Origin of the sequence: Treponema berlinense (assembly GCF_052273165.1) — a bacterium.
GTDB classification, from domain to species: domain Bacteria; phylum Spirochaetota; class Spirochaetia; order Treponematales; family Treponemataceae; genus Treponema_D; species Treponema_D berlinense_A.
Genome location: NZ_DAVZIU010000015.1, coordinates 12,577 through 38,666 on the forward strand (window position 1 = coordinate 12,577; position 26,090 = coordinate 38,666).

General features: G+C 39.6%; 16 protein-coding genes. 6 read left to right on the forward strand and 10 right to left on the reverse strand.

All coding sequences use genetic code 11. The features are described 5' to 3' along the window. Positions 1 to 59: 59 nt before the first annotated feature. From fusA to ACT6XC_RS06425, 8 genes are all read right to left on the reverse strand, one after another. The gene (gene fusA, locus ACT6XC_RS06390) at positions 60 to 2,144 is read right to left on the reverse strand and encodes an elongation factor G (RefSeq protein WP_443741215.1); all 2,085 of its coding nucleotides are present in this window, start codon (positions 2,142 to 2,144) and stop codon (positions 60 to 62) included. 188 nt (positions 2,145 to 2,332) lie between these two features. Continuing rightward, positions 2,333 to 3,646 (reverse strand): hypothetical protein, encoded by a 1,314-nt coding sequence (locus ACT6XC_RS06395; protein ID WP_443741216.1) that lies wholly within the window; start codon positions 3,644 to 3,646, stop codon positions 2,333 to 2,335. 324 nt (positions 3,647 to 3,970) lie between these two features. Then, entirely contained in the window at positions 3,971 to 4,918 is a 948-nt protein-coding gene (locus ACT6XC_RS06400; protein ID WP_443741217.1) for an SPOR domain-containing protein, read from the reverse strand. A gap of 69 nt (positions 4,919 to 4,987) precedes the next feature. Then, entirely contained in the window at positions 4,988 to 5,617 is a 630-nt protein-coding gene (locus ACT6XC_RS06405) for a dephospho-CoA kinase (protein ID WP_443741218.1), read from the reverse strand. A 3-nt stretch (positions 5,618 to 5,620) separates the two neighbouring features. After that, positions 5,621 to 8,515: a DNA polymerase I gene (gene polA / locus ACT6XC_RS06410; RefSeq protein ID WP_443741219.1), complete on the reverse strand. Its 2,895-nt coding sequence runs from the start codon at positions 8,513 to 8,515 to the stop codon at positions 5,621 to 5,623. Positions 8,516 to 8,563: 48 nt separating this feature from the next. Continuing rightward, entirely contained in the window at positions 8,564 to 9,991 is a 1,428-nt protein-coding gene (locus ACT6XC_RS06415; RefSeq protein ID WP_443741220.1) for an ATP-binding cassette domain-containing protein, read from the reverse strand. Further along, positions 9,988 to 10,971, reverse strand: a complete 984-nt coding sequence (locus ACT6XC_RS06420) for an ABC transporter substrate-binding protein (RefSeq protein WP_443741221.1) — start codon at positions 10,969 to 10,971, stop codon at positions 9,988 to 9,990. The genes ACT6XC_RS06415 and ACT6XC_RS06420 overlap by 4 nt, the downstream gene beginning before the upstream one ends. 183 nt (positions 10,972 to 11,154) lie before the next feature. Continuing rightward, complete coding sequence (locus ACT6XC_RS06425) at positions 11,155 to 12,687, reverse strand: monomeric [FeFe] hydrogenase (protein WP_443741222.1); 1,533 nt, start codon at positions 12,685 to 12,687, stop codon at positions 11,155 to 11,157. Positions 12,688 to 12,856: 169 nt separating this feature from the next. Here ACT6XC_RS06425 and ACT6XC_RS06430 point away from each other — a divergent pair, with 169 nt between their 5' ends. The 5 genes from ACT6XC_RS06430 to ACT6XC_RS06450 all read left to right on the forward strand — a co-directional run bounded on the left by ACT6XC_RS06430 (position 12,857) and on the right by ACT6XC_RS06450 (position 18,877). Continuing rightward, complete coding sequence (locus tag ACT6XC_RS06430; RefSeq protein WP_443738085.1) at positions 12,857 to 13,831, forward strand: Hsp33 family molecular chaperone HslO; 975 nt, start codon at positions 12,857 to 12,859, stop codon at positions 13,829 to 13,831. Between the two features lie 123 nt (positions 13,832 to 13,954). Next, positions 13,955 to 15,361, forward strand: a complete 1,407-nt coding sequence (locus ACT6XC_RS06435; RefSeq protein ID WP_443741223.1) for a PP2C family protein-serine/threonine phosphatase — start codon at positions 13,955 to 13,957, stop codon at positions 15,359 to 15,361. Between the two features lie 171 nt (positions 15,362 to 15,532). Further along, complete coding sequence (locus ACT6XC_RS06440; RefSeq protein WP_443741224.1) at positions 15,533 to 17,698, forward strand: PP2C family protein-serine/threonine phosphatase; 2,166 nt, start codon at positions 15,533 to 15,535, stop codon at positions 17,696 to 17,698. 16 nt (positions 17,699 to 17,714) lie between these two features. Beyond that, positions 17,715 to 18,041, forward strand: a complete 327-nt coding sequence (locus tag ACT6XC_RS06445; protein ID WP_078931429.1) for an STAS domain-containing protein — start codon at positions 17,715 to 17,717, stop codon at positions 18,039 to 18,041. A gap of 5 nt (positions 18,042 to 18,046) precedes the next feature. Continuing rightward, on the forward strand, positions 18,047 to 18,877 hold the full coding sequence (locus ACT6XC_RS06450; RefSeq protein ID WP_443741225.1) for a M15 family metallopeptidase: 831 nt from the start codon (positions 18,047 to 18,049) through the stop codon (positions 18,875 to 18,877). A gap of 76 nt (positions 18,878 to 18,953) precedes the next feature. Here ACT6XC_RS06450 and leuS read toward each other — a convergent pair whose 3' ends face one another. Together leuS and ACT6XC_RS06460 are read right to left on the reverse strand one after the other, a co-directional pair. Beyond that, a complete protein-coding gene (gene leuS / locus ACT6XC_RS06455; protein ID WP_443741226.1) occupies positions 18,954 to 21,494 on the reverse strand; it encodes a leucine--tRNA ligase in 2,541 nt (846 codons plus the stop codon). Between the two features lie 360 nt (positions 21,495 to 21,854). Continuing rightward, positions 21,855 to 22,574, reverse strand: a complete 720-nt coding sequence (locus tag ACT6XC_RS06460; protein ID WP_443738687.1) for an isoamylase — start codon at positions 22,572 to 22,574, stop codon at positions 21,855 to 21,857. 195 nt (positions 22,575 to 22,769) lie between these two features. Between ACT6XC_RS06460 and flcA the strand changes: the two genes are divergently transcribed. Continuing rightward, the gene (gene flcA / locus ACT6XC_RS06465; RefSeq protein ID WP_443741227.1) at positions 22,770 to 26,078 is read left to right on the forward strand and encodes a periplasmic flagellar collar protein FlcA; all 3,309 of its coding nucleotides are present in this window, start codon (positions 22,770 to 22,772) and stop codon (positions 26,076 to 26,078) included. Positions 26,079 to 26,090: the final 12 nt, after the last annotated feature.

Here is a 26,090-nt window from a genome sequence, read left to right on the forward strand (position 1 = left end):
TCCTATAGGAAATGTAAGTCCGGTAAAATACCGGACTTTTTTGAGTTACTTAAATCGAATTAAGCGTTCTTTTTTGCTTCCTGATGCTTTTTGATAAGTTCATCAGCTACAGCGTTTGGAACTTTTCCATATTTAAGGAATTCCATTGTAAATTCAGCTTTTCCCTGTGTAGAAGAACGAAGGATTGTTGAGAATCCGAACATTTCTGAAAGTGGAACTTCTGCGTTTACAGTTGAGGTATTGTTTTCATCTGTTGATTCGAGAATTACACCACGGCGCTGGTTGATAAGACCGAACATATTTCCCTGGAATTCAGTAGGTCCTTCGATAGAAACCTTCATGATTGGTTCAAGAATAACTGGTTTTGCCTTTTCATAAGCTTCGCGGAATGCACCGATAGCAGCTGTCTGGAATGCAATATCGGAAGAGTCAACCGGGTGATACTGACCGTCGTTGATTGTCATTTTTACGCCAACAACTGGAGCTCCGATAAGAGAGCCTTTTTCCATTGCACGGCGGAAACCTTTATCACAAGAAGGAATGTATTCGTTAGGAATTGCGCCACCCTTGATTGCGTCTACAAATTCGTAGTCTTTGTCAGCGAGAGGTTCCATGAATCCTGCAACGCGTCCGTACTGACCTGAACCACCAGTCTGCTTTTTGTGTGTGTAGTTGAAGTCTGCACGAGCCTGGATTGATTCGCGGTAAGCAACCTTTGGAGGAGTTACTTCTACTTCGCATTTGTATTCACGCTTCATGCGTTCAACGTATACTGCAAGGTGAAGTTCACCCATACCTTTGATGATTGTTTCGTTACTTTCAGGATCAAGTTCTGTCTGGAAAGTAGGGTCTTCTTTTGTAAAGCGGTTGAGAGCTTTAGCAAAGTTTGCTGCCATTGACTTGTCTTTTGGACGAACAGCCTGAGAAATTACAGGAGTTGGAACGAACATAGAAGTCATTGCAACGTTGATTCCTTCTGCACAGAAAGTATCGCCTGAAGCACAGTCAACACCGAACAATGCACAGATATCGCCTGGTTCACCTACAGAAATATCTTCCATTGCTGCCGAGTTCATACGAACAAGACGACCAACCTTAAATCTTTTACCTGTACGAGTATTTGTGAGTTCGCATCCTTTTGGAACACGTCCCTGGTAAATACGGATGTATGTGAGCTGACCAAACTGACCGTCGTCGAGTTTGAATGCGAGTGCAACAGCTGGCTTGTCTGGAACGTTGAAAAGTTCAACCTGTTCTTCGTTTTTGTCGAGGTCGAGAGCGTAGTTGTGAACTTCTGTTGGATCAGGAAGGTAGCGGAGAACACCGTCGAGAAGTGGCTGGATACCTTTGTTTACGTGAGCTGAACCGCAGAATACACCAACGAACTGCTCTGCAAGAGTTCCTTTGCGGATTGCAGCGATGAGTTCTTCTTCTGTTGGTTCTTCACCTTCGAGAACTTTTTCCATAAGAGCGTCATCGAAGTTTGCTGCTTCTTCAACCAATTCCTGATGGTAGCGTGCAGCATCGTCTTTCATGTGAGCTGGAATATCTGCATAGCGGAGGTTTTCTCCGTTTTCGCCGTCGAAGTAAATTGCTTTCATTCCAACTAGGTCTACAACACCTTCAAGTTTGTCTTCAAGACCGATTGGAAGTTCAACCATGTGTGCGTTGAGAGCGAGCTTGTCGCGGAGCTGACCGCATACACGAATAGGATTTGCACCCTGGCGGTCACATTTGTTTACGAATGCAATACGAGGTACATGATAGCGTTTGAGCTGGCGATCTACTGTAATAGACTGTGACTGAACACCTGCTACAGCACAGAGAATCATGATTGCACCGTCAAGAACGCGAAGAGAGCGTTCTACTTCTACTGTAAAGTCAACGTGTCCCGGTGTGTCGATCAAGTTGATTGTTGTGTCTTTCCACTGAACCTGTGTTGCAGCTGACTGGATTGTAATACCGCGTTCGCGTTCCAGTTCCATGTTATCCATCACAGCACCAACACCGTCTTTACCACGAACTTCGTGAATAGCGTGAATTTTGTTACAATAGAACAAAATACGTTCAGAAGTTGTTGTTTTGCCTGAGTCAATGTGGGCACTGATACCGATATTACGTACTTTAGTAATATCAAAAGCCATATTGTTACCTCTCAAAAAAAAGTTTACAATTTTAAAACCGTTTAAAAATTCATCATATATAATGATTTCAAGATAACGGTAGATTAAAACAATATAACTGAAATTTGTACGTTATTCAATTGGTAAAAGTAAAAATTACTTTAATTCCTTAAAAATAAAAGCCTGCCATTGAAAATAATCAATTTTTGTTAGTTTTTTTGTTTGAATGTGATTTTAATTGATGATGAAAAGTGTTTTTTTTTGATTTTCCAGACAGCGGACAGAGAATATGTGCTGCTGTCTTTTATTCCGTTGGATAAAACTGAAGTATGCGAACCTGAAAGTTTTATGTTGCGCTTTTTTCCGACAGATATTGAAGAATCCAGAGAAATTTCCTGTTTTACGCTGTCATTTTCGTTTTGAGGCGGATATTGTCTTCCTTTTATAATAAAATTTTCTGAAAAAGCTGGAGAAGTTTTTGATATGCCGAACAGAATTTCGTAAAACTTGTTTGGAATTGAACTTTTTGAAGGCGGATTTCCAGAAATAAGGAGGTTTCCGCCAGTAAAATTTGATTTGAACGAGAAATTTGGTTTTTCAAAGGTAAAACCTGCCACAATTTTTGCAGTATTTATCGAAGAAACTTCGCTTGTTCCGGCAATTTTCCAGGTTTCTGTGGCAGTTACGCCGAACCTGAGCAAATTTCCGCTGTTCGTAAGAAAAACAAGCTGCGGATTTAAGGAAGCCTGCTCAACTGTTTTGATAATTGAAGAATCTGAGGAAATGAGTGGAACTGCTTTTGGAGAAATTTTTGTCGTAGGAATTGCAAAAAACGAAGCCTCCAGAATAAAATTTTGCGCAGAAAGCCTTATTTTTGAATTAAAATAAAAAACGGTGATTCCGTAAGGATTTTGCTGAAAGCATGAATAAAAATTGAATTTAAAAAAGGGCGAAATAAAAAAGTTTTCCCAGAAAAATGAATTGCATCTTTGGCTTGTAAAATCACAGTTGTTTTTTTTTAGATACGAAGAATTTTTTTCCAGAATTGTTGAAGAAAAAGTTATGTGGCTTTGAAAAAATACTTTTTTTGAAAAATGAATTTTTGTTTTTGAGCTAAAAAAAGCCGCCCGGTCTTCGTTTCGGAATGCCGCCTGGGCTAAAAACGGAATGTTTTTCTTAAAAAAATCCAGACTGCAAAAAAAGGCGGGCGGCTTTTCGGTAGAAGAAATTGTCGGAAGTGAAAAACCGATTCCTGCCGAAACCGGAAAACTTTTTTGAACAGGATTTGACGAAATTGCGGGCACAGGATTTTTTAATCGTCCAATCGATTTTGAAAAACCGATTGAACCTGCGGCAAGCGTTAAAGGAATTGTGTTTTTAAAAAGAGTTGAATTTGCGCTCCAGCGTCTGTCTGAAAAAATTGAATTAAAATTTTTCGATTTAAAGGCAGAAGAAATTTCTGAAAATTCGCTTTTTGGAACAGAAACAAAACCTCTCAAAAAAAGTGAGCCGAAGTTTATCAAAATTCCGCCTGATCCTAAAAAAGAAGTTTGTTCGTTTGCAGAAAAATAAAAATTTCCGCTGGATTTTAATTCAAAGTTGAATTGCGGCGCTTTTCCGAAAACTGGAAAAAATATTTGCAGAATAAAAGCTAATAGAAATAATTTTTTCATCACAATATAAATTGAGATGAATGTTGATTTTTGACAATTTTTGGAAATATTTTTGAATAAAAGCGGGATTTTTAATCTGCGGCAATGATTGGAGGGGTGCCGGAGGCAAACAAACGCCTGCGTTTGGTCGTAGCCCCGGAAAGCATGGTGGGGCAAGAATTGCCCCAGCCGCCCTTAATTTTGAACTATATAACTTTTTACTTTTGCAAATTCGTTTGTTGAAGCAATGCGTTTTTGCCAATATTCGGCTTCGCTCTTTGTTGTGTAAGGACCAACGCGTACCCGGTAAAATAATTTTCCTTTTGCGTCGTTGTAAGTGAACACTTCGTTCGGAATTTTGTTGTTTTCGAGACTTGTGCGTGCTTCGTCTGCGGATTTTTTTGCTTCGTATGAGCCAACCTGAATCCAGTAAGAAACAGGTTTTTGAGCCGTAGTTTTTGCTGATTTTGCTGATTTTGCGGTTTTTGAAGATGTTTTTGCAGTTGCTGTAACTGTTTTTGCTGGAATTTCTTTTTTTGGAAGTGTTTTTGAAACGGCGGTTGTTTTTGCAACTGTTTTTGGCTTTGATTCTGTTTGAGCTTGCGGAACAGATGGCTTTTCTGATTTTTCGCTTCTGTTATTTTCGTTTATCTGGTCTGCCGTGTAAGTGTTTTGAGGGGTAACTTGCGAAACGGCATTTGGATTTGTTTTGAGCGCATTTAAGTCGATTGTTGTGGTTGTTCCTGTTCCGTAAACGAGGGCACTGTCTGTAATTACGGTTACATTTTTTGCATTGATTGGATTTTCGTTTGGAGAAGCGCTTTCGTTCTGTTGATTTGTGTTTTGAGCAAACTGGTTCTGAGGTTCAAATCCAGTCTGTGCAATTGTATTTGCGTCTGACTGTGGCAAAGGTTGAACGGCATTCTGCTCTGCGGTCTGCGTGTTGCTGTTTAATGCCTGATTGTTTTCTGCAAAAATTGATGAATCCGAAACTTTTGCAGAAGAAACCCAGCCGTCAGCAGGATTTGAATAAATTTGAGATGTGCCTGTTTTTTGAAAGGAAAGCAAAAGTGCGGCGCCTGCGACTACCAATAAAAATACACCTGATGCAGCGACAATCCATAAAGTTTTTTTCTGTTCCATAATATTTTAGCTCCCGATACAGTGCAATTTTTTCACTATAGTTTTTATCGGAATTTCAAAAAAAAATGTTTAGTTTTTTATGAAGATGACAGGAAGTTTTGTTTTTTTATATTCGGAAAGAAGCTTATTCTGGGTTTTAAAACGTTTTATTATCTGTCTGAGGGGCATTTTGTCGCGGCGTTTTGCGCGTACAAGGCGTTTTATGAATGGTGAAGTGACAAAATAGATTTTTGAGCAAAGCTTCAAAAGTTGCGGAGTCTTGTAAAGAACTGTCGCATTTAGAAAAACGGTTTTGCCTTTATTTTGATCGATAAATTCTTTTACAAGGCGGACAGTCTCCGGATAAACGAGATCTTCTTGTTTTTTTAGCAAGTCGGGGCGAGCAAAAATCAGGGCGCCGAGTGCACGCCTGTTGAGGCTGCCGTCTTTGTTTTGCAGTTCGATTTTTGCTTTTTTTGCGTCTTTCTCAAAGGTTTGGAGAATTTTAGGCGTGAGTTTTTCGATTGCAAGATGCACTGTCTTGTCGAGGTCGAGGGAAACGCATTTTTTGTCCGAAGTTTGCGAGCAGAGTTTTTGAGCGACATAGTTTTTTCCTGCCGCCATCTGTCCGCAAAGGCAGATTATTTCCGGCGTGTCAGGAATCAATTTTGAAAAAAAATTTTTGTCAGAAAGTTTTACAATTTTTTTCATAAATTTCATAAATTAGTGGAATTCGCCCCAGGTTTTTCCGCTTTCTACGCTCACTCTCAAAGGAACGTTCAGCTGAACTGCGTGTTCCATTTTTTCGGTTATAAGGGCGATTGTGTCGCTTACCGGCTTTTGACCTTCTGGACATTCAAAAATCAATTCGTCGTGAACCTGAAGCAAAAGTCTTGCGCCTGTCGGATTTTCTTCGAGCGCCTTAGAAACGTCAATCATCGCTTTTTTTACAATATCAGCCGCACTTCCTTGAATTGGACTGTTTTTTGCAATGCGGATTGCGCCTTCTTTTTCCATTTTGTTGGCGGAATTTATTCCGCGGATCCACCGTCTGCGTCCCATAATCGTTTCGATAAAACCGTTTTTTTCTGCCTGTTCAACGTTTTTGTCAAAGAAATTCCGCACGCCCGAATAGACCATAAAATAGTTTGCAATAAATTCTGCGGCCTGGGTTCTTGAAATTTTCAAGTCCTTTGCCAGCGAAAAAGCGCCCATTCCGTACATTAAACCGAAGTTGAGGGTTTTTGCATTTCGACGCATTTCTGCCGTCACGCTTTCCATCGGAAGTCCGTAAATCAGAGCGGCTGTCGACTTGTGCACATCGGTTCCTTCGTTGAACGCCTTGCACAAGTTTTCATCTCCGCTTAAATGGGCGAGAATTACAAGTTCAATCTGAGCATAATCTGCCGAAATCAAGACTTTTCCCTGAGGCGCTGTAAAAGCCGAACGAATTTTTCGCCCTTCTTCCGAGCGGACCGGAATATTCTGCAAATTCGGGTCTTTTGAAGAAAGTCTTCCTGTTGCAGTTCCAGTCTGCATAAAATTTGTGTGAACTCTTCCAGACGAATCTGCCATTTGCGGCAAAGTTTCAACATAGGTTGAAAGAAGTTTTGCCTTTGCCCGATAATCCAAAATCATTCCCGGAACGCAGTCAAATTCGCGCAAAGATTCCAAGACATCCGTGTCCGTCGAGTATCCGGTCTTTGTTTTTTTGCCCGGTTTGAGTTTTCTTTCGTCAAAAAGAACCGCGCTCAACTGTTTTGGCGAAGCAATATTGAATTCGTGTCCGACCTGAGCGTAAATTTCTTTTTCTGCCTTTAAAATCTGGGTTTTTAGTTCAGTTGCGTAGTTTGCAAGACACTCAGAATCCAAATGAATTCCGTCGATTTCCATTTTTGCAAGAACCGGAAGAACCTGCATTTCCATTTTTTCAAAAAGTTCCCAGAGGTTTGAGATTTTTAACTCATTTTCAAAAAGTTGCCAAAGCTGTAGCGTAAAATCAGAATCTTCCGCGCCGTATTTTGCCGCAACGTCGATTTTAACATCTGCAAAAGTCTGGTCTTTGCCGACAATTTCTTCAAACTCCGTGCCCTTAAGTCCTAGTTTTTGTTCCGCCAAAGTTTCCAGCGCAAAAGGAGATTTTCCAGTCCTGTCAGGTTCCAAAAGCCAGGCGGCAACCATAGTGTCGCAAAGTTTAAAATTTGGGCGTTCCCCGGCGCTTTGCGCCGGGTCGGGCTCTTGCTCGACGGGGGCGCTCGCGACGATCCCTAACGCATTTTTTCCCAAAAGATTAAGTCCGTTACAAAAAAGCACTTCAATGTCAAACTTTGCATTGTGCATAACGACGGTCGTTTCCGAAAAAAATACTCGTTTTAACTGTTCAAATGCGTCTTTTTTTGAGATTATTGGCGGAGCAAAGAGAGGATCTTCGTTCAAAATCAAAGGAACGTAAATTCCGCTTCCTTTTTTGTACGCAAGAGAAAATCCCACCAAATTTGCTTCGCGTGTGTTGAGGCTGTCGGTTTCTGTGTCAAAAGCGACTGTTCCTGTTTTAATCGCTTCGTCCACAAAATTTTTTAATGTCTGCAAATCTGTACAGGCGGAATAATCGCCCTCATTTTTTTTGATTTCCGTTGCAACCTGCGAAAATTGCTCTTTTGGTTCGGAAACTTTTTCGCTTTTTTGAGAAGTTTTCTCGGTTTTTGTTGTTTTTCCGCTGAGTTCAGAATAAGTTTTTGCCAGAGCCGGAAGTTCGCGTTTTATCATTTCGCTGCAAAACTCTTCCAAATTAAGTTTTTCTATGTTGAACCTTTCAAGGCAGTCTTCGCATTCTGGCTTTAGTTCTTCAATCGGAACATTTTCTTCAAGAGTAATCAGTTTTTTTGAAAGAAAGGCGTTTTCTTTGTCTGAACGGATTTTTTCGCCAATGCTTCCTTTTATCGAGTCAGCGTTTTCGTAAATTTTTTCGAGGCTTCCGTATTCGTTTAAAAGTTTTACCGCAGTTTTTGGACCGACTCCTTTTACTCCAGGAACATTGTCCGCGCTGTCGCCGGTAAGGCTTAAAAGATCAAGTATTTTTTCTGGTTTTAAGCCCCATTCGTTTTCGACATCCTGAGCATCTGCTTCTACCCAGGTTTTTACCTTGTCCGGCTTCAGCATGTGGATATTTTGGTTTGTGAGTTGCTGCAAATCTTTGTCCGCACTCAAAATTAGACAATGCTGTCCTTTTTTGTCGCACTGTCTTGCAATTGTTGCAACTACATCGTCTGCTTCGTAACCATCGACTCTCAAAACTGGAATTCCAAGCGCTTTTAAGCATTCTTCAATCATTGGAAACTGCGCTTTTAAATCTTCTGGAGTTTTTTGTCTTGTTGCCTTGTAATCTTTGTAGGCAAGATGTCTAAAAGTCGGCGTCCGGCTGTCCATTGCCGCAATAAAATACTTTGGTTTAAAATTCTTTATTAAAATGCTTAAATTTCTAAAAAAACCAAAAACGGCGCTTATGTTCTGTCCTTTTGAATCCGTTAGCGGACGGCTAAAAAAAGCATAATATTCTCTAAAAATTAAACCGTAACTGTCCAAAATAAAAACTGTGTTTTCGTCAATAAAATTTGTCATTCGTTTTTTACCTTAAAATTAAATTTTCCCGTTAGAGTATAAATGTTATTAAGAAAAACTTGAACTGATTTTTAAAGGTTCGCCTTCCATTTCGATTGTTATGTCTGCAATTTCCTTTGCTTCGGATTTTTCGTGCGTTACAAAAATTACGGTTTTTGGACTTTCGCTCAAGAGTTTTTTTAGGGTTTGTTCGAGGTTTTTTTTGATTTTTTCGTCCAGCGACTGAAAAGCTTCGTCCAAAAGTAAAATTTTTGACGGAAAAGCGAACGCGCGAGCCATTGCAATTCTCTGTTTTTCGCCGCCACTCAAATTCTGAGTTTTTTCGTCCCTGCGCTCAAATAATTCTGTGGCTTTTAAATATTTTTCTGCAATTTCTTCTGCTTTTTTTGCTTTGTAAATATTAAAAAGTGACAGAAAAACGTTTTGAAAAACTGTGAGAGAAGGCAAAAGCCGCGGTTCCTGGAACAAAAAAGAAACTTCTGGATTTGTAAGCGCAATTTGCGTTAAAAGCGTTGTTTTTCCGCTTCCGCTTGGTGCGAGAATTGCCGTAATTTTATTTTTTTTGAATTCATAATTGAAATTTTCAAATAAAAGTTTATTGCCTTTTTTTATCGTAAGGTTTTTGATTTTGACAGAATCTGAATTCTGTTCGGATTTAAGTTTTTCGCAAGATTTTTTTTGAAAATATTCTGTTTTTTTGTTTTTTGATATTTTTTTTGAAAAATCTGGAGAAGTCAGGGTTAAAAAAAGTCTGCGAAACGCTTTATGCAAAATTTTTTCAAATGCGAACGAAAGAAAAACGAGCATAATTGTCGTTGCAAGAAGAGTTGAGCTTTCGAGTTGAATCTGCGCATTTTGCAAAACTGCTCCGAGTGCTTTTTTGGGAATACTCAAAACTTCTGCGGCGACGACAACTTTCCAGCTCATTCCAAAAGTTGAAAAGATTCCGCTTTCGATAAAATTCTGGAGTTTTGGAAGGACGATAAAACGGATTTTTTGAGACTTTTTGAGTTTAAAGACTTTTGCCATAAAAAAAAGTTTTTTGTCATCTTCGTTAAAATCAAGTCCTGAACTTACAGCAGCGGTCATAACCGGAAAAGCCATTAAAACTGCGCTAAAAACTGGTACAAAGTCCGAATTAAATACAAAAACTGCGAGTAAAATAAACGAAACTGCCGGAACTGAACGAATCACGGAAAGTGGAAAAGCTATAAATGTTTTAAAAAGCGGAAAAATTCCAGAAAGAACTCCGGCAATAATTCCCAAAAAAACAGAGATAAAAAATCCTGCAAAGACGCGGAGCGAAGAAAAAAGCGTGCTCTGCCAAAACTCTTGTGTTGCGCACAGTTCAAAAAGTTTAAAAACTGTTGCCGTAAATGTCGGAAAAACGAGAGGGGTTTTTGCAAGAACGGCAAAAATTTGCCACAAAAATGCGAAGGTCAGGATCGAAATTAAATTTAAAGTTTTTTTGTTCATTTTAGAGAAAAATAAAAATCGTCGTCAGGAAGTTTTCCCCCGATTGACTGCGGAGATTCCTGCAAAAAAACAGAAAGAATTGATTCAATTTGCTTTTTTGCTGTCAGCGAATCCTGCCAGATAAAATTTGCGTTCGGAATTGACTTTTCTGCAACAGCCGCTTTTAAACCCAAATTTGCTTTTTCTGCAAGAATTCCAGCTTCTTTTGGATTTTTTACAGTCCATTCGTTTGATTTTGCGTAGAGAGCGGCAATTTTTTTTATGAGTTTTTTGTTGTTTTTTGCAAAATCTGCATTTGCAACTAAAAGCGTCATTGGAAAAGTTTTTTCTGTAAGTTTTTCGTATTCTGCTTGAATATTTAAAATGCGTTTAACCTGCGGAGATTTTTCTTGAGCAACGGTTGCAAAAGGTTCTGGAACGAGAGCAAATTCGATTTTGTCTGAGATTAAGGCTGCGGCGATGTTTGCGTTGGGAATTGAAAAATCCAGATTTACCTGATTTTGCAGTCCGTTTTTTGAAAGCAGATATTTAAAAATGAATTCGGGAGTCGCGCCTTGTCCTGCGCATTGAACTGTTTTTCCTTTGAGCGATTCCAGAGAAAAATTTTGCGGAAAACTTGTTTTTGAGAGAAGATAAAGGTTTCCGTTTCCTGTAACTCCAAGGCAGACAATTTTTTTATTTGAAGAATTAAACACTTTTGCTGCAATGTTTGGCGGAAGAAAACCTATGTCGAGTTCTCCTTTTAAGAGTTTTGGAAGTTCGGTTTGAACAGAAGCGCAGTTTTCAAAGGCGAGGTTTTTGACTTCGGAACTGCTTTTGTTTTCTATTAAATAAGCGCAGGGAATTGCAGAAGGTCCGTTTAGAATTCCTATGCGCACTTGTTTTTGTTTTGCAAATGTTGAAAAAACTGATATTAAAATAACTGAAACTGTCAGAATTTTTTTTATTTTTTGAGAATTTAGAATTTTGAATATTTTCATAAAAAACTCCGTAAATGTACGCCGGATTGTAGCGGCGCAAGGCGTTTTAAGGCGGCGGTTGCGCTTTTGCGAAAACGACGCCTTAAAATGCAGCGGAAGCGGAACCGCGAAAAGCCGGTTTTTGACTGGGCTAGAACTTCGGAGCAAAAAATGTGCATATTTTAGGAAGTCTTCGTCCAGATTTTAAATTTGCTCTTTTGCGATTTTTTCTATGTCGGCCTTTTTCGGAATTCCGTCTGCATCTGGTTTTGAGCCGGAATTTGCATAAAGCGTTAAAAGTCCGTTGCCTAGATTTGGGTTTGTAATTACTCCTGGTCCTGCAATGCAGCCTCCTTCGCAGGCCATAACTTCGATTAAATTAGGGCAGTTTTCTGGCTGAGGAAGCTCTCCTGCGCTGATTTTGCCGTAATTTGAAAGAATTTTTATTTGGTCTTTTGTTAGTCCGTTGATTACGAGAGGGTGGAGAATTGACTGGTCTTTGAGGCGAATTTTTACGCTCTGTGCAACGCCACCGGTTTTTGCAAAATTTCTGCCGGAAACTGTAGGAACGTATTTTCCTGGTTTTTCTGGGGCTTTTGAAGGTTCAATTTGCTTTGCTGCAAAGAGAGCATTTATTTCGTCAACTGTAAGAACGTAATCCACCGAGTCCGAATCCATGCCTTCGCGTTTTTTTGCAAGACAAGGACCGACAAAAACTGTAACGCAGTCTGGATCGGCTTTTTTAGCAAGCAGGGCTGTGTAAATCATTGGAGATTTTGTTTCGGAAACACATTTTGCCAACTGAGGAATATGGATTTGAACGGCGCGCACATAGGCCGGGCAGCAGCTTGTTGTCATGATTTTGTTTCCGTTTTCCATTCTTTCTGAAAACTCTTCGGCTTCGTTGTCGGCTGTCATGTCTGCTCCAGCGGCAACTTCCCAGACTTTGCTAAATCCTGCTTCTAAAAGAGCGCCGTCGAGTTGTCCAGATTTTAGGCCCTTAAACTGTGCTCCGATTGCAGGCGCGTACATGGCGACTACTTTTTTGCCTTCCATTATGTTTTTTATAACGTCAAAAAGCTGGGATTTTGCCATCATTGCTCCGAACGGACAGTTTGCCATGCATTTTCCGCAGAAAATACATTTTTCGTAGTCGATTTGTTCTCTTCCTTCCGAATCTTTTGTAATTGCTCCGACCGGGCAGGCTTCTTCACAGGGAAGGACTGTTTTTATAATTGCGTGGTATGGACAATTTTTTAGGCAGAGACCGCAGTTTATACATTTTGAAGTGTCGATTTTTGCCCTGCTGGTAACTTCAATAGCCTGACGCGGGCAGTTCATTTTGCATGGACGGGCAAGACAGGCCTGGCAGGCGTCTGTCACAAAGTGATGAGGTTTTGCACAAGCATTGCAGGCGTTTTTGTACATTGTTAAAACCGGCCAGGTTGGTTTTTGGCGACCGAATGCCTGATTTACGTAATCTGCGAGCGGTTTTTGAGGGGTGTAGTCTTCGAGTGAAAATCCGAGGTCTGCAACGATGCGGGCGCGGACAATGCTCCTGTCGTTTTCGAGCGAGCCTGTAACAGGAATTGTTCCGTCTGGAACAACTTTTTCTGGAATAAGTTCAATCTGGCTGACTGTTTTTGAATCTGAAAGCTTTCCTTCTAACTGCAATTTTACAATTTCGGCAAGTATATTTTTTTTAAGAATTGCCATGTTGTTGGTGGTGTTAAGCATAAAAGTTACCTCATTATTTTATAGTGTATCACTTTTTTGAAGACTTTGAAGTTTTTATAAAAAGTTATTTGAAAAAACTGCTAAAAAAATGTTTTGATTTTATTTAAACCGAATGTTTTTTACCTGTTCTGTGATGCGGAAGAAATTCGTTCTTGATATAATACATCTTATGATTAGAGAAGAAATAAAAGATGAAGAATTGTTAAAACATTTGCAGTCTATTCACAAAGACGAAATGACTATTTTTGTTATGGCTGACGGCCGAGTGCGTGGCGCTTTTTTGAATGGAACCCAACTCGTAAACCAAATGCGCGCCAACCAGCACCTGGGAATCCTTGAAACTCTCGTGCTTGGTCAGGCTGAACTTTGTGCAGCGCTTATGATTCCTACGATGAAAGGCAGGGAACACGTTTCTCTTCACTACGAGTCTAACGGTCCTGCTGTTGGTTTTGGTGTTGAAGCGGATTCTTCTGGATATGTGCGTGGACATTTGCTTCAAAATCCAATTCCTGTCGAAAAACCTCTTGAAAACTGGGATCTTGCTCCATTTTTTGGAGAAGGAACTTTGACTGTCCGAAGAATGGGAGAGGGAATGAAGACTCCGCAGGTTGGAATGACAGAAATTCTCTACAAAAATATTGCAAAGGATTTGACTCATTATTTTGCTCAGAGTGAGCAGATTCACACCGCTTTTAACACTAGCATTCAGTTTGACAGACAGGGACGCGTAATTGGAGCAGGAGGAATGTTTCTTCAGGCTCTTCCAAAGGCAGGCGGAAAATCTTCTATAAAAACTGAGCAGGTTGAAAACGATATTGATTCAAAAGATGATGAAGATGAAAAACTTCTTATGAGGGTTGAAAATGCCTTTAGCGCAATGCCGTCAATTGGAAAATGGTTTAGCGACGGCGGCGACATGGAAGACGTGATTTACGGACTTTTCAGAGAATTTAAGCCGACTGCAGTTTTAAGTCGCGAAATTATTTTTGACTGTCCTTGTAGCGCAGAGTATTATGCACGGCAGATAAAGGCTCTTCCAAAAAACGAACTTGCCGATATTCTTGCAAACGATCCTGATCCATTGGAAATTGTCTGTCATAACTGCGGTTCAGTTTATAAAATTCCAAAATCGATGCTTGTGTAAGTTATGATTCTGTAAGAATCTGCCGATACTGACGATAGAAAGCCTCTAAAAATTTACATTTTGAGGTTGCTCTGTAATTAAATAGAAACTCTGGGCTTTTTGTCTGGTCGAAAAGAGGGTTGTATGTTTAAAGCTCGTAGACGAATTGGTCTTACTCTGGTTTATATTCTTCTTTCGTTGATATTTCTTTCTCTGGCTGTTTTTCTTGTGCCACAGACTAAAATTAACGACTTTGTTGATTATTCAAATACTTTTCCTACGACCGTAACTGCGGTTTTGTTCTGTGTTTTAATCATGATTGCAAGTACGCTTTATTCGATGGTTCGTCTGCATCTTGAAAAAAGCACGATGAGAAGCGGGGAAACTGCTTTTTTGACGGAATTTACCGATAAGCTGCGTCTGTGTTATTCAATGGAAGATTTTTATAACTTGATTGCAGATGTTTTGGAAGTAAAGGCCGACTGTTCTGTTTTGTACATTAACCGTATGACAAATTACGTTCTTTATAATTCTCCAAACCGGCTTAGTTCAGATCCTGCGAGAATGGATTTGCTCGAAAGAAATTATTCAATTGACTGGGAAGAAGGGACTTTCTTTTTGGGCGACAATTTTGGTATTGTTTCTAAAAGCCGTAAGTCGCGTGGTTTTTTTATTTCGTCTAAAGGATTTCATTTTTTTGTTTTTTGTCGTTACACAAAATATTTTGATATGGAAGTTTTTCCAAGGCTTTACGAAGAATTGGGACGTTTTCAGTTGCGTGCAGAAACTATTTCCAGCCTTTCTGAAATTTCTGAACTTTCAAAAGAATGGGAACAGCTTGCAGAAACTCAGCGCGCCTTTTTGCCGCAGAGAATGCCGGAAGTTGAGAGGGTTAAACTTGCCGCATATTTCCGTCCGCTGATAAACGTTTCGGGAGACTATTATACGGTTCTTCCGATTGATGAGCACAAAACTCTTGTAATGCTTGGCGACGTTTCTGGAAAAGGTCTTGCCGCAGCCCTTGTCATGGGACTTGTAATGAATACCGTAAAAATCAAGGAAAACAAGGAAGATTTGCCGGGCATGATTATGGCAATCGACAAATCCATTAAGGATATGCACCTTCAGGATAAATATACTGTTTTGTTCATTGGAATTATCGACACTCAAAAAATGACAATTCGCTATGTGAACGCTTCTATGTCCGATCCGATTATTGTAACCCGTTCTCCGGACGGTTATAGAATTAAATCTCTTTCTTCAAACTGTCCGATTGTAGGAATTATTCCTATTGACGAAGTTGAAGTAAGCGAACAGCGTCTTTTTTCTGGCGATCTTATCATGATGGCAAGTGACGGAGTTTCGGAAGTTATGAATGCGGACAAGGTTGAATTGGGCGATACCCAGTTATTTACCGATACGATTAAAAAAAGTGCTTCTAAAGAGCCACGCGATTTCATAAAAGATATTACGGATCTTGTTTTTAGTTATAACGCAGATACTCGCCTTCACGATGACCTTACAATGCTTGTTGCAAAACTTCAGGGCTAGGGTTAAGGAGGTAAGATAAAAACAGACGAAAATGGCGTCTGTTTTTATCTTAAAAAGTTTGCGTTGCAAACTTTTTTATCATCGGTTGTTTCTCAGTTCGTTGCGAAACAACTTAAAAAGTTAAAATTAAAACTGAAGTTTTAATTTTGACTTTTTATGGGAGAAATTGTTATGATTTATGTTGTTCTAAACCTTGTAATGGCCGCTTTTGCCGTTGGTCTTGCATTTTATATCGATCATCGTTCTGCAGAAAACGTAAATAATCCTCTTACGACAATGTGCGTTTACCTTGCAGTTTCTTGTGTTGCAATAGCTCTTATGCTCTGGTCTACTTTTTACGCATCTGATCGGATGCCTCTAATGTTTTTCCGTCTTGGGCTTATTGCGGCAACTGTTTATTCACTTGATTTTTGCATTTATTGTATTTTGTTTCCTTCTTATAACCGCCCGACTGTTTTAAAGACGGTGAAATGGGGTTTGGTTCTTGTTTCTGTATGGTTTGTCTTTACTCAGGTTACCGGAATTACCGTTACAGAATTTCTTGGTTTGAGTGTTGACTCTAAACCGCTTTTTAAAGGCCAGCTTACAAACTATTTTCCTATAACATGGTTTGAAGTTTTTAGGGTAATTCTTTTGATTGGATTTCCTGCGCTTTCCGTTTTAATTATGATTTTGCGTGCAGAAAATCGCGATGACCGTCTTAACATGCAAAAATCTCTTTTGAACGTGCTTGCACTTGTTGCCGGCTGGATTTCTTTTTGGGTAATCAAACAGGCTTGCGGACGCGTTCCAATGTTTTCTTCTCTTGTTTTTGTTGCAGTTGCAGTTATTCAGGTACTTCTTTCTTATAATTCGCACCAGAACTTTCTTTATGATTTTAAATATGTAGTCGGTGTCTTTGTTACTTTTATTTCCTGCTATCTTATTCCTGCCACTGTCGTTGGAATTTTCTTTCCGCGTTTGTGGCCAGAATTTGCCCTGTCGCATTTTATCTTCTTTTTAGAAATTGGCGTTGTAATCGTAGTCTGTATTACAATTTCTTATCAAATTTCAAAATTCCTTGCGCGAAAACAGTATTTCCGCTCTTTCCAGTATGCCGAAGTTTTTGAAGAACAGCTTTCTAAACTCGATTATGCTGAAGATCCGGAAAAGATCGTTCACGATATGCAGAATATTTTTATTCATAACCTCGGCCTTTCTCAGATGCACGTTTTTGTAGAAAGCGAAAATATTCTCAAAACGATTTATGAGCAAAATGGAAGTCCAGAACTCACTCTCGACATAAAAAATGCTGTTTTTGACGCAATGCTCAACCAAAACCGCATGGTTGTTTTAAAAAGTCAGGTTGATAACGGACATCTTTTTGAACGCAACAAACATGAACTGTTAAAACTTTTTTCTGACACTTCTTCAGAAGCCATAATTCTTCTTGCAGAAGGTCGTCGCATTGTCGGTCTTATTACTCTTGGCCAAAAAGCTGGTGGAAACATCTACGCTGACTACGACTTTAACACGTTTACAAAATTCTATTCTTACTTTTTTGTATTCGGTTATTACATGCGCAATATTTCAAATCAGGCAATTGTCGGAACTGTAAACCGCGAAATCCGTATGTCGAGCCAGATTATTACTTCCATTCAGGAAAATATGGATCCGATAAAAAATCCAAAATACGATACTGGCTACATTATGGAACATGCGCACAATATTGGAGGTGAATTTGTCGATTTAATCCGCCTTTCTGATTCGCGTCATATTTTTGTTTTGGGCGACTTGAGCGGAAAAGGAATTTCTGCTTCTATGAGCATGGTAATTATTAAGTCGATTATCCGCACGTACTTGCAGGAAACACGTGATTTTAAACTTCTTGTTGAAAAAGTAAACAGTTTTATTCGGTACAATTTGCCAAAAGGAACGTTCTTTGAAGGTGTCTTTGCGTTGCTTGATTTTAATGATGACACAATGTATTACATCAACTGCGGAGTTCCAGCTCTGTTTTTATATACAAAATCTTATAACAACGTAATTGAAATTCAAGGTGAAGGTCGTGTTCTTGGTTTTGCAAAGGATATTGGAAAACTCATAAAAGTAAAAAAAGTAAAGTTGAGTCCAGGCGATGTTATCGTTACCTGTACCGACGGTCTTATCGATTCAAAATCTCTCCGTGGCGAAACTTACGGAAAAGAGCGAATCCAGCGTTCGATTACAGAAAATACTTCCTACATGGCAAATGTAATGGCACGCACAATATACAATTCTGCGGCTGATTTTCTTGCAAAAGAACTTGATGACGATGTTTCGATTCTTGTAATCAAGCGTCTTGCAAATAAAAATTAACGGAGGAAGAATCTAAATGGATGCCTTAAAAGTTGTTGAAAAATTCGGTGCAAATTATGTTCTTTATGAACTTGTCGGTGTCGTAAATTCTTATACTCTTGATGAATTAAAAGGCAAGGTTTATACAATTGTTGTCGATTCTAACCTTGTGCTTGATCTTTCTTCTGTTGAAGCGATTGATTCTGCAGGAGTCGGTCTTATAATGGGTGGATTTAACGAAGCTGAAGAATTTGACCACCGTCTTTACATCATGAATCCTTCGCCAGTTGTGCGCCAGGCTCTAGATGACACAGGTTTTAGCGATACTTTCTATTTTATACATTCAGTAACAGAGGTTATTTAGCTCTTATGAAAAAATCAATTTTCTCTTCTTTGTGCGCAATTTTGGTGTTTCTTTGTGGAGTTTTTGTTTCTTGCGGACAAAAAAAAAGCAAACCTACAGAAACCGAAAATTTGCAGGTTCAGAATTCAGAACTTGCAAAATTGAACAGGGTTCTTTCTTCGATGAGCGAACGTGCAAAAAATGTAATTCCAAATGGAAATCCTGAAGAATTTCTAGCAGATTTGCATCGCGTTCTCGAAAGCAGAAAAAATTTTTCTTCGGAAGATTTAAGTCCTTTTTATTTAATCGACAAGCAGCATACGGTCGGTGCTGATTATGAACCGAAGAATTTAGTTCACCTTGAAAAAAACGATTTATTTGCAATCAATAAAAACAATTTGAGTCTTCGTCCAGAAAGTTTTGAAGCTTTAAAAGTTCTTGCTCAGGCTGCAAAAAATGATGGAATTACGCTGACTGTAAGTTCAACTTACCGTTCCTACGAATATCAGAAAAATCTTTTTGCATATTGGGTAAAAGTTGACGGACTTGAAGAAGCAGAACGCGAAAGTGCACGCGAAGGAACAAGCCAGCATCAGCTTGGAATGGCCTTGGATTTTGCTCCAGTCGATGACGCTTTTGCAGATACAGTTCCGGGGCAGTGGGTTTACAAAAATGCCGCAAAATACGGCTGGAGTTTGAGTTTTCCGCACGGATATGAAGATATAACAGGTTATCGCTGGGAAAGTTGGCATTTTCGCTACATAGGAGTTGAAGCCTGCGAATTTCAAAAAAAATGGTTTGGCGACGTTCAACAGTTTATGATGGAATTCCTGGATGCTTGGGAAGATAAGCTTTGATAGGTTCGTCTAAAATCTGTTTGCGTTAAGGCAAACAGATTTTTTTTTGTGCAAGAAGCTGTACGAAGACGACTTTTTATTTTACAACGATGTTTACGAGTTTTCCTGGAACTACAATGATTTTTGCTACTGTTTTTCCGTCGGTAAACTTTTTAAAGCCGTCTGTTTCTTTTGCAAGGGCTTCGAGTGTTGCATTGTCTGAGTCGGCTGCGGCTTCAAACTTGGCACGGAGTTTTCCGTTTATCATAACCGGGAACTCTTTTGTGTCGTCCTTGCAGTAGTCTTCGCTAAATTCAGGCCATTTTTCGTAGGCGTTTGAATCTTTGTGTCCGAGTTTCTGCCAGAGTTCTTCGCCAAGGTGAGGAGCGTAAGGCGAGAGCATGAGGACAAATCCTTCCCACATTGCTTTTGGCAGGCTGTCGAATTTTGCAGCTTCGTTTACAAAAATCATCATCTGGCTGATTGCAACGTTGAAGTCGAGATTGCCTGTGTCCTGAGTTACTTTTTTTACGGTTTTTGCGTAAGTTTTGCGCAGGGCAGCAAGGTCTTTATCGAGTTTTCCTGTAATATCAATGTCGTTCATCGGTTTTTCTGACAAATTCCAGATTTTGTCGAGGAAGCGGTTGATTCCAACTAAGCCCTGAGTATTCCACGGTTTAGAAACTGTGAGCGGTCCCATAAACATTTCGTACATGCGCACGCTGTCGGCCCCGTAAGTTTTTATCATTTCGTCAGGATTTACGACGTTTTTGAGCGATTTTGACATTTTTGCAACAACGCGCTCAAGTTCTTCTCCATCGTCTTTTGCGTAATATTTTCCGTCTTTTTCTTCTACAGCATCAACGGCAACGAGAGATTTTGATTTTCTCTGGAAGGCAAAAGAAGTAATCATTCCTTGGTTTATAAGGCGATGAAACGGCTCTTTTGTCGAGACAACTCCGCAGTCGTAAAGAACTTTGTGCCAGAATCTTGCATATAAAAGGTGAAGAACTGCGTGTTCTGCTCCGCCAACATAAAGGTCTACAGGCATCCAGTATTTTTCTTTATCCGAAGTACAGAAACTTGAACTGTCTTTCGGGTCGAGATAGCGCAGGTAGTACCAGCAGCTTCCTGCCCACTGAGGCATTGTGTTTGTCTCACGTTTTGAATCTGCTCCGCAATTTGGACATTTGCAGTTAACCCAAGATTCAATTCCTGCAAGAGGACTTTCGCCAGTTCCTGTAGGCTGATAAGTTTTTACGTTTGGAAGCTCAAGAGGAAGTTCTGTTTCTGGAACTGGAACAGTTCCGCATTTTGGACAGTGAACAAGAGGAATTGGCTCTCCCCAGTAACGTTGGCGACTAAAAACCCAGTCGCGGAGCTTGTAATTTACCGCTTTGTGACCGATTTTCTTTTCTTCGAGGAAATCAAGCATTTTTGCAATCGCATCTTTTTTGTTAAGACCGTCTAAAAATTCAGAATTAACGTGAATCCCGTCCTGCGTCCAGGCTTCTTTCTGAACGTCAACTTCGGATTTTAAAACTTCAATGATTGGGAGTCCGAATTTTTTTGCAAAATCCCAGTCGCGTGTGTCGTGTGCTGGAACTGCCATGATTGCGCCTGTTCCGTAAGAAATCAAAACGTAGTCAGCAACCCAGATTGGAATAAGTTTTCCGTTTACAGGATTTATCGCGTAGCTTCCTGAAAAAACACCAGTTTTTGTTTTTGCAAGGTCAGTGCGTTCAAGGTCAGATTTTTTTGCAGCGTCATCGCAGTATTTTTCAACAGCGGCTTTTTGTTCTGCTGTCGTAAGTTTTTCGATTAAAGGATGTTCAGGAGAAACTACCATGTAAGTTGCGCCAAAAAGAGTGTCGCATCTTGTCGTGTAAACTGTGAGTTTTTGGTCAGTAGCTTTTCCGTCTTTGTCAGCAACGGAAAAGTCAACTTCAGCACCGACAGAACGTCCAATCCAGTTGCGTTGCATTGCTTTTACACTTTCTGGCCAGTCGAGTTCATCCAAATCCTGCAAAAGACGGTCTGCATAAGCTGTAATTTTAAGAATCCACTGACGGATAACCTTGTGCGTAACCTGGGCGCCACAACGGTCGCAGTGACCTTCTTTTACTTCTTCATTTGCAAGACCAGTCATGCACGAAGGACACCAGTTGATTGGAGTTTGAGCTTCGTAAGCCAGACCTTTTTTGTAGAGCTGGAGGAAAATCCATTGAGTCCATTTGTAATAGTCAGGAGTACAGGTTTTGATTTCGCGATCCCAGTCGTAACTAAAACCGAGAGCTTTAATCTGTTCTGTAAAGTGCGCAATGTTTTTAAAAGTTGTTTCTGCAGGATGAGTTCCTGTTTTGATTGCATAATTTTCAGCAGGCAAGCCGAACGCGTCGTAACCCATCGGATGAAGCACATTAAAGCCGTTCATTCGCAAAAATCTTGAATAAATGTCAGTTGCTGTATAGCCTTCAGGATGGCCTACGTGAAGTCCCGCACCACTTGGGTAAGGGAACATATCAAGAATATAGCGGCGTTTTTCTTTAGGAAAAGATTCGTCTTCGACAGCCTTAAAAGTTTTGTGTTCGTCCCAAAATTTTTGCCATTTTGGTTCAATGTTCTGAAATGGGTACATAATTTAGACCTCGTTTTTTATCCGCGGATTTGAATGCGGATTTATATTTGGAAGAAAAAAAGTTTGAAAGAAAAAAAGAAACCTTTTTAAGGTTGCGTTTTGTCTTTCTAAAACATTTCGAGTCTATCACTTTTTTAAAGTGTTGAAAATATGGAAAAGATTTTGAAAATAAACTATAGTTTGACCCTTTTATAAAAAGGGGCTTCCGGCGCAAAAGCGCCGTCGGGCTTTCCATGGCTACGGCATACGCCTCCGACCAAACGCAAGCGTTTGTTTTCGCCCATTTTTTCAAAACGGGCTCACCATTCCAATCCCTAAGCCATAAATTGCCTGTTTATATAAAAATATTCGTTTTTTTTTCTATTTGACCACAATCGAAGATACTGTTTTTCCGTCGGTGGTGTAGGCTTTTGAGGGATTTGTTGTGTCGATAAACTGTTTTAGGCCGGTAAAATAGGCGTAATAGTAGGTTCCTGGCGGTAGTGGCAGGTAAATTTCGTATTTTCCTGGGGTTGTTTCGATCATTTCGTAAATCCAACTGTCCCAATTTGTAAATGTGCCTGCCAGCCTGATTTTTTTGCCTGGTTCAAAACTACAGGTAAATTTTGTAAATCCGTCGGGCGTTTTTTCAGTTATATTCTTTTTTATCTGCGGAATTTCTATGCACGAAAATTCTATTCCGTTTTCTGAGTCGTATTGAGTGTTTGGGTTCGTCGGATCAATTGTCCAAAGTCCGTCGATTACAAGTTTATAGAAAATTTTTTGTGTTTTTGGAGGAATTTTCAAGACATAAAAATACCAGGAATTTGTCTGTTCTCCTTCGTAGTCGAAAAGTTTGCGCAACGAAAATGCGTGAATTTTGCTAAAATTTTCAAAATCGAAGGCAATTCCTACGTTACGGGCGTTTTTTTCTGCTGTAAAGAGAATGTATTCGTCGCTTATCAAAGGTGAACGCACTTCTCTTACAGAAGTTACAAGATTGTCGTAATCGTAAGTGTCTTTTTTGGGGTCATCTTTTTTTGCAGAAGCGCTAATTAAAACAAAAAATGCAAAAAATGTAAAAACAGCAAACTTTTTCATACTGGAATTTTCGGTATTTTTTGAACGGAGTTTAGATTTTTAAAACTAACTTGCGGAGCAAAAAAGCCACCCAAATTATTAAAGCAAGGGTTCTGATTTTCCGAAAATGAGTGTAGAATAGAATCTTGAATTGTAATTAGGACTCTAGGATTTTTAGAGAAAACTTCCAATTTTTGTCTGGAGTAAAAAAACGAAATGCCGGGATTAAATCAACTAAAGAAATTTGCCAGTGATATGCAGAATGTTGGTGACGAAGTTAAAATTCGTGCCCAGCGCGGTGAAAAACCTGCCGTTGTTTCTCTCCCAGAAGGAATTTCTGAAGCAGACGATTCTGAAGATTTTGTTCTCGGACTTCCTGAAAAAATGGATGCTGCTCCTGAAGAGTCTGAATCTGCCGTTGACTCTGGTGAAGAAAACAATGAGCAGAGTTTAAGTTCTCCGACACAAGAAAACGAGGCTGCTCTAGATTTAGACTCGCTTTTAAATGCCAATGCTTCGCAGTCGGACGATGAGCCAGATTTGAGCGAATTTCTTGATGAACCTGAAAAAAAAGAGCCAGAAGAAATTCCTTTGGAAGATCTTGATTTGGAGGCGCTTTTAAAATCCGCTCCTGAAGAAAGCGTGCAAAGCGAAGCTGAACAGGAAAATGTGCCGTTTGACGAGCCTGCTAGCGAAAATCTTTCTGAGCCAGACAAAAATTCTGACAATTTTGACAGTTTTGAAGACAGGCAAATGCTGAACTTGCCGGACGATATGGATTTTGGAACTGACCCGGATTCTTCAAAAAACGATGACGATTTTGCTTTTAATGGCGAAGCTATCGACTTAAATGCCGACCTTCCGGAAGATATTGTCGAAAAAGACGGTTTTTCTCCTTTGCCAGCCGGAGATTCCGCACAAAAAGAACAAAATGGGCTTGAAAACGCTGAAAATCTTGAAAATACGCCAGATTCTTCGGATTTTGAGCTTGATGATAAAATTAAGGATATTGAAACCCCTCTTGACCTTTCTGAATCTCAAAAAACGGACAAAAATTTTGATGAAAATTTAAACGGCGGGTTAAATGCCAGTCCTGACGACTTTAGCCTGCCAGATTTTGATTCATTTTCTATGGAAAGTCCAGAAAACTCTGATTTTTCGGAAAACTCTGCAAGTTTGGAAAGTTCCAGCACTCAGACGACGGAAGAGGAAAACGATACCGCGGCTGCCGAAATTTTAAAAGGGCTGTCCGGTTCTGTTGATGCTTCGGCCGATGTTCCTGCAGAAGATTTTTCGAGCTCAATCGAAGAACTTGGGAGCGACGGAAATATTGATTTTGGAGCAGGAAGCGTTTCTTTTTCTGGTGGAGATGAATTTCCAGAAACTGCATTGCCTGGAATCGGTAAAAATTTGCCAGACGATGACTTTCTTCTTGACGATGATTTTAAAATTCCTGGATTTTCGGACACTCAGACTGCCGCCTTTGACAAGAGTGGACGCCCAAAGGTTGATGTTGTCGATTTTTCTCAGGCAAAGAACGGAAGACCAAAAAACACTCTCACTGAAGAAGAATATGAGGTTTTTAGAAAAAATCTTTCCGACTATCCGCTCAACCTCAGGCTTGCGATTGAAGATTTAGTCGTAAAAAACGAATTTACAGACGACGCTGTTTTTGAAATCATTCAAAAAATTCTCAACAAGGCGCCTGCAAGACAGATTGCTTCTCAATTGGAAAAAATGCTCGACATTTCGATTGATGTTCCGAGGGATTACGAGAGGCGTTCTTTTTCTCAGTATGAAGCATACAAGCAGTCTTTTCAATATCAGTTAAAAAACAGAATTATTCCAGGCACGATTGCAGGAATTGTGATTGCTTTTGTGGTTTCTCTGCTTTTTCAGGCGGGTGTTTTGTTCGTTTACAAGCCGATAATGGCAAATATTATTTATAAACAGGGATACGCCCTTCTTCAAAACAACGAATATCCTCAGTCAGAATCAAAATTTATTGATGCGGTTCAATACAAACCTGTAAAAAAATGGTTTTTTAAATATGCCGAAGGTTATCGCGAACACAAGCAGTTTGAACGTGCGGCTCAAATGTACAAAAATATTCTTGGGGTTTTTAAGCACGATAAAAATGCAGGACTCGATTGGGCGGAAATGGAACTTTATGACCGTGCAAACTATGAGCGTTCTGAAGAAATTGTACGACGCGAAATTTTAGACTGGCACATAAACGATTCAGATGGAATTTTGCTTTTAGGCGATGTTTTTCTTGAGTGGGGCGAAACAGATTTTGCAAAATATGAGCAGGCAAGACAGACTTATTCAGATTTGATCCAGCTTTATGGAGCTACAGACCTCTATATGTCGAGAATGCTCCGTTATTTTATTCGCACTGACAAATTAAAAAATGTCATAGAACTAAAAAGCCGTTTTTATCCGCGCGAAAAATCTTTGGAAGCAAGAGACTGGACAGAGCTTTCAGGCTATCTTTTGGACAAGCTTTACGGAAATTTGAGCCGTTCCGATGAATATTTACGTGCAAAAATTGAAGATGTAAAGGCAATGCTTGATATTGCAGAAAAAAAAGATTCAAAAAATCCTCTTGCCCATTACAATCTTGCGCGTTATTTTATCCGCAATTCAAATTTTGAATCTGCAAGAAGAAAACTTCTGGCTTCCCTTGATTGTTTTGACAAACTCAGTATCCGCACAAAAAAAAGCGTTTACAGCGAAATCGACGCCTGCCGTCTTTTGGGCGAACTTTACACGGGTTTAAGCCAGTACATAAAAGCCCAGGAATCCTACACACGCGGAATTGACCTTTTCCAAAACGAAAACGAAAAAAATGGACTTGAAGGCGATTTAAATACAGGAATTTTGTATGCGGATATGGGAGATATTGAATACTTTATTTCTGGTGACATGGATGCTGCCTTAAAAAATTATGAGCATTCAGTTTTAAATAAAAATTCAACTCCGACTGTAAATTACAGAATCGGTGTTATAAATTATAACAAGCAGAATTACGAAAATGCACTCACATTTTTTATAAAGGCTTTAGAAAAAAAAGATGCAGATCAAAATCTTCTGCTCGCAGCCGGAAACACTCTGGCTCTCCGCGGAGACAATTTTGCGGCTCAAGGTTATTACAACCGTCTTTTAAGCCTTTTAAACGAAGAAAAAGCACATCACGCGCTTCTTTTTCCTCAGGCTAAGGAAGAAGATGCTCAGCTTGTAGAAATGATTTTAAAAACAAACAACAACCTTGGGGTTGTCTTGAATAAAATTGCTCGTCAGACCGGCAATAGCCAGATGAACGGAAAAAGTTTTGAATGTTTTGTCGAATCAATTCGTGCCTGGGATGCTCTTACAAGAAATCAGGAAACGATGGTTCGGCTTGGCGGAAGTAACCTTGCCCTGCAAAATTCAAAATATATTTCGGCTTCGATGGCGGAATTTGAACCTGCAATTTATACAGACATTCCCCGCACTCTGGTCGGAGAAAAAGTGTTAAAATAGAACAAAGCCATT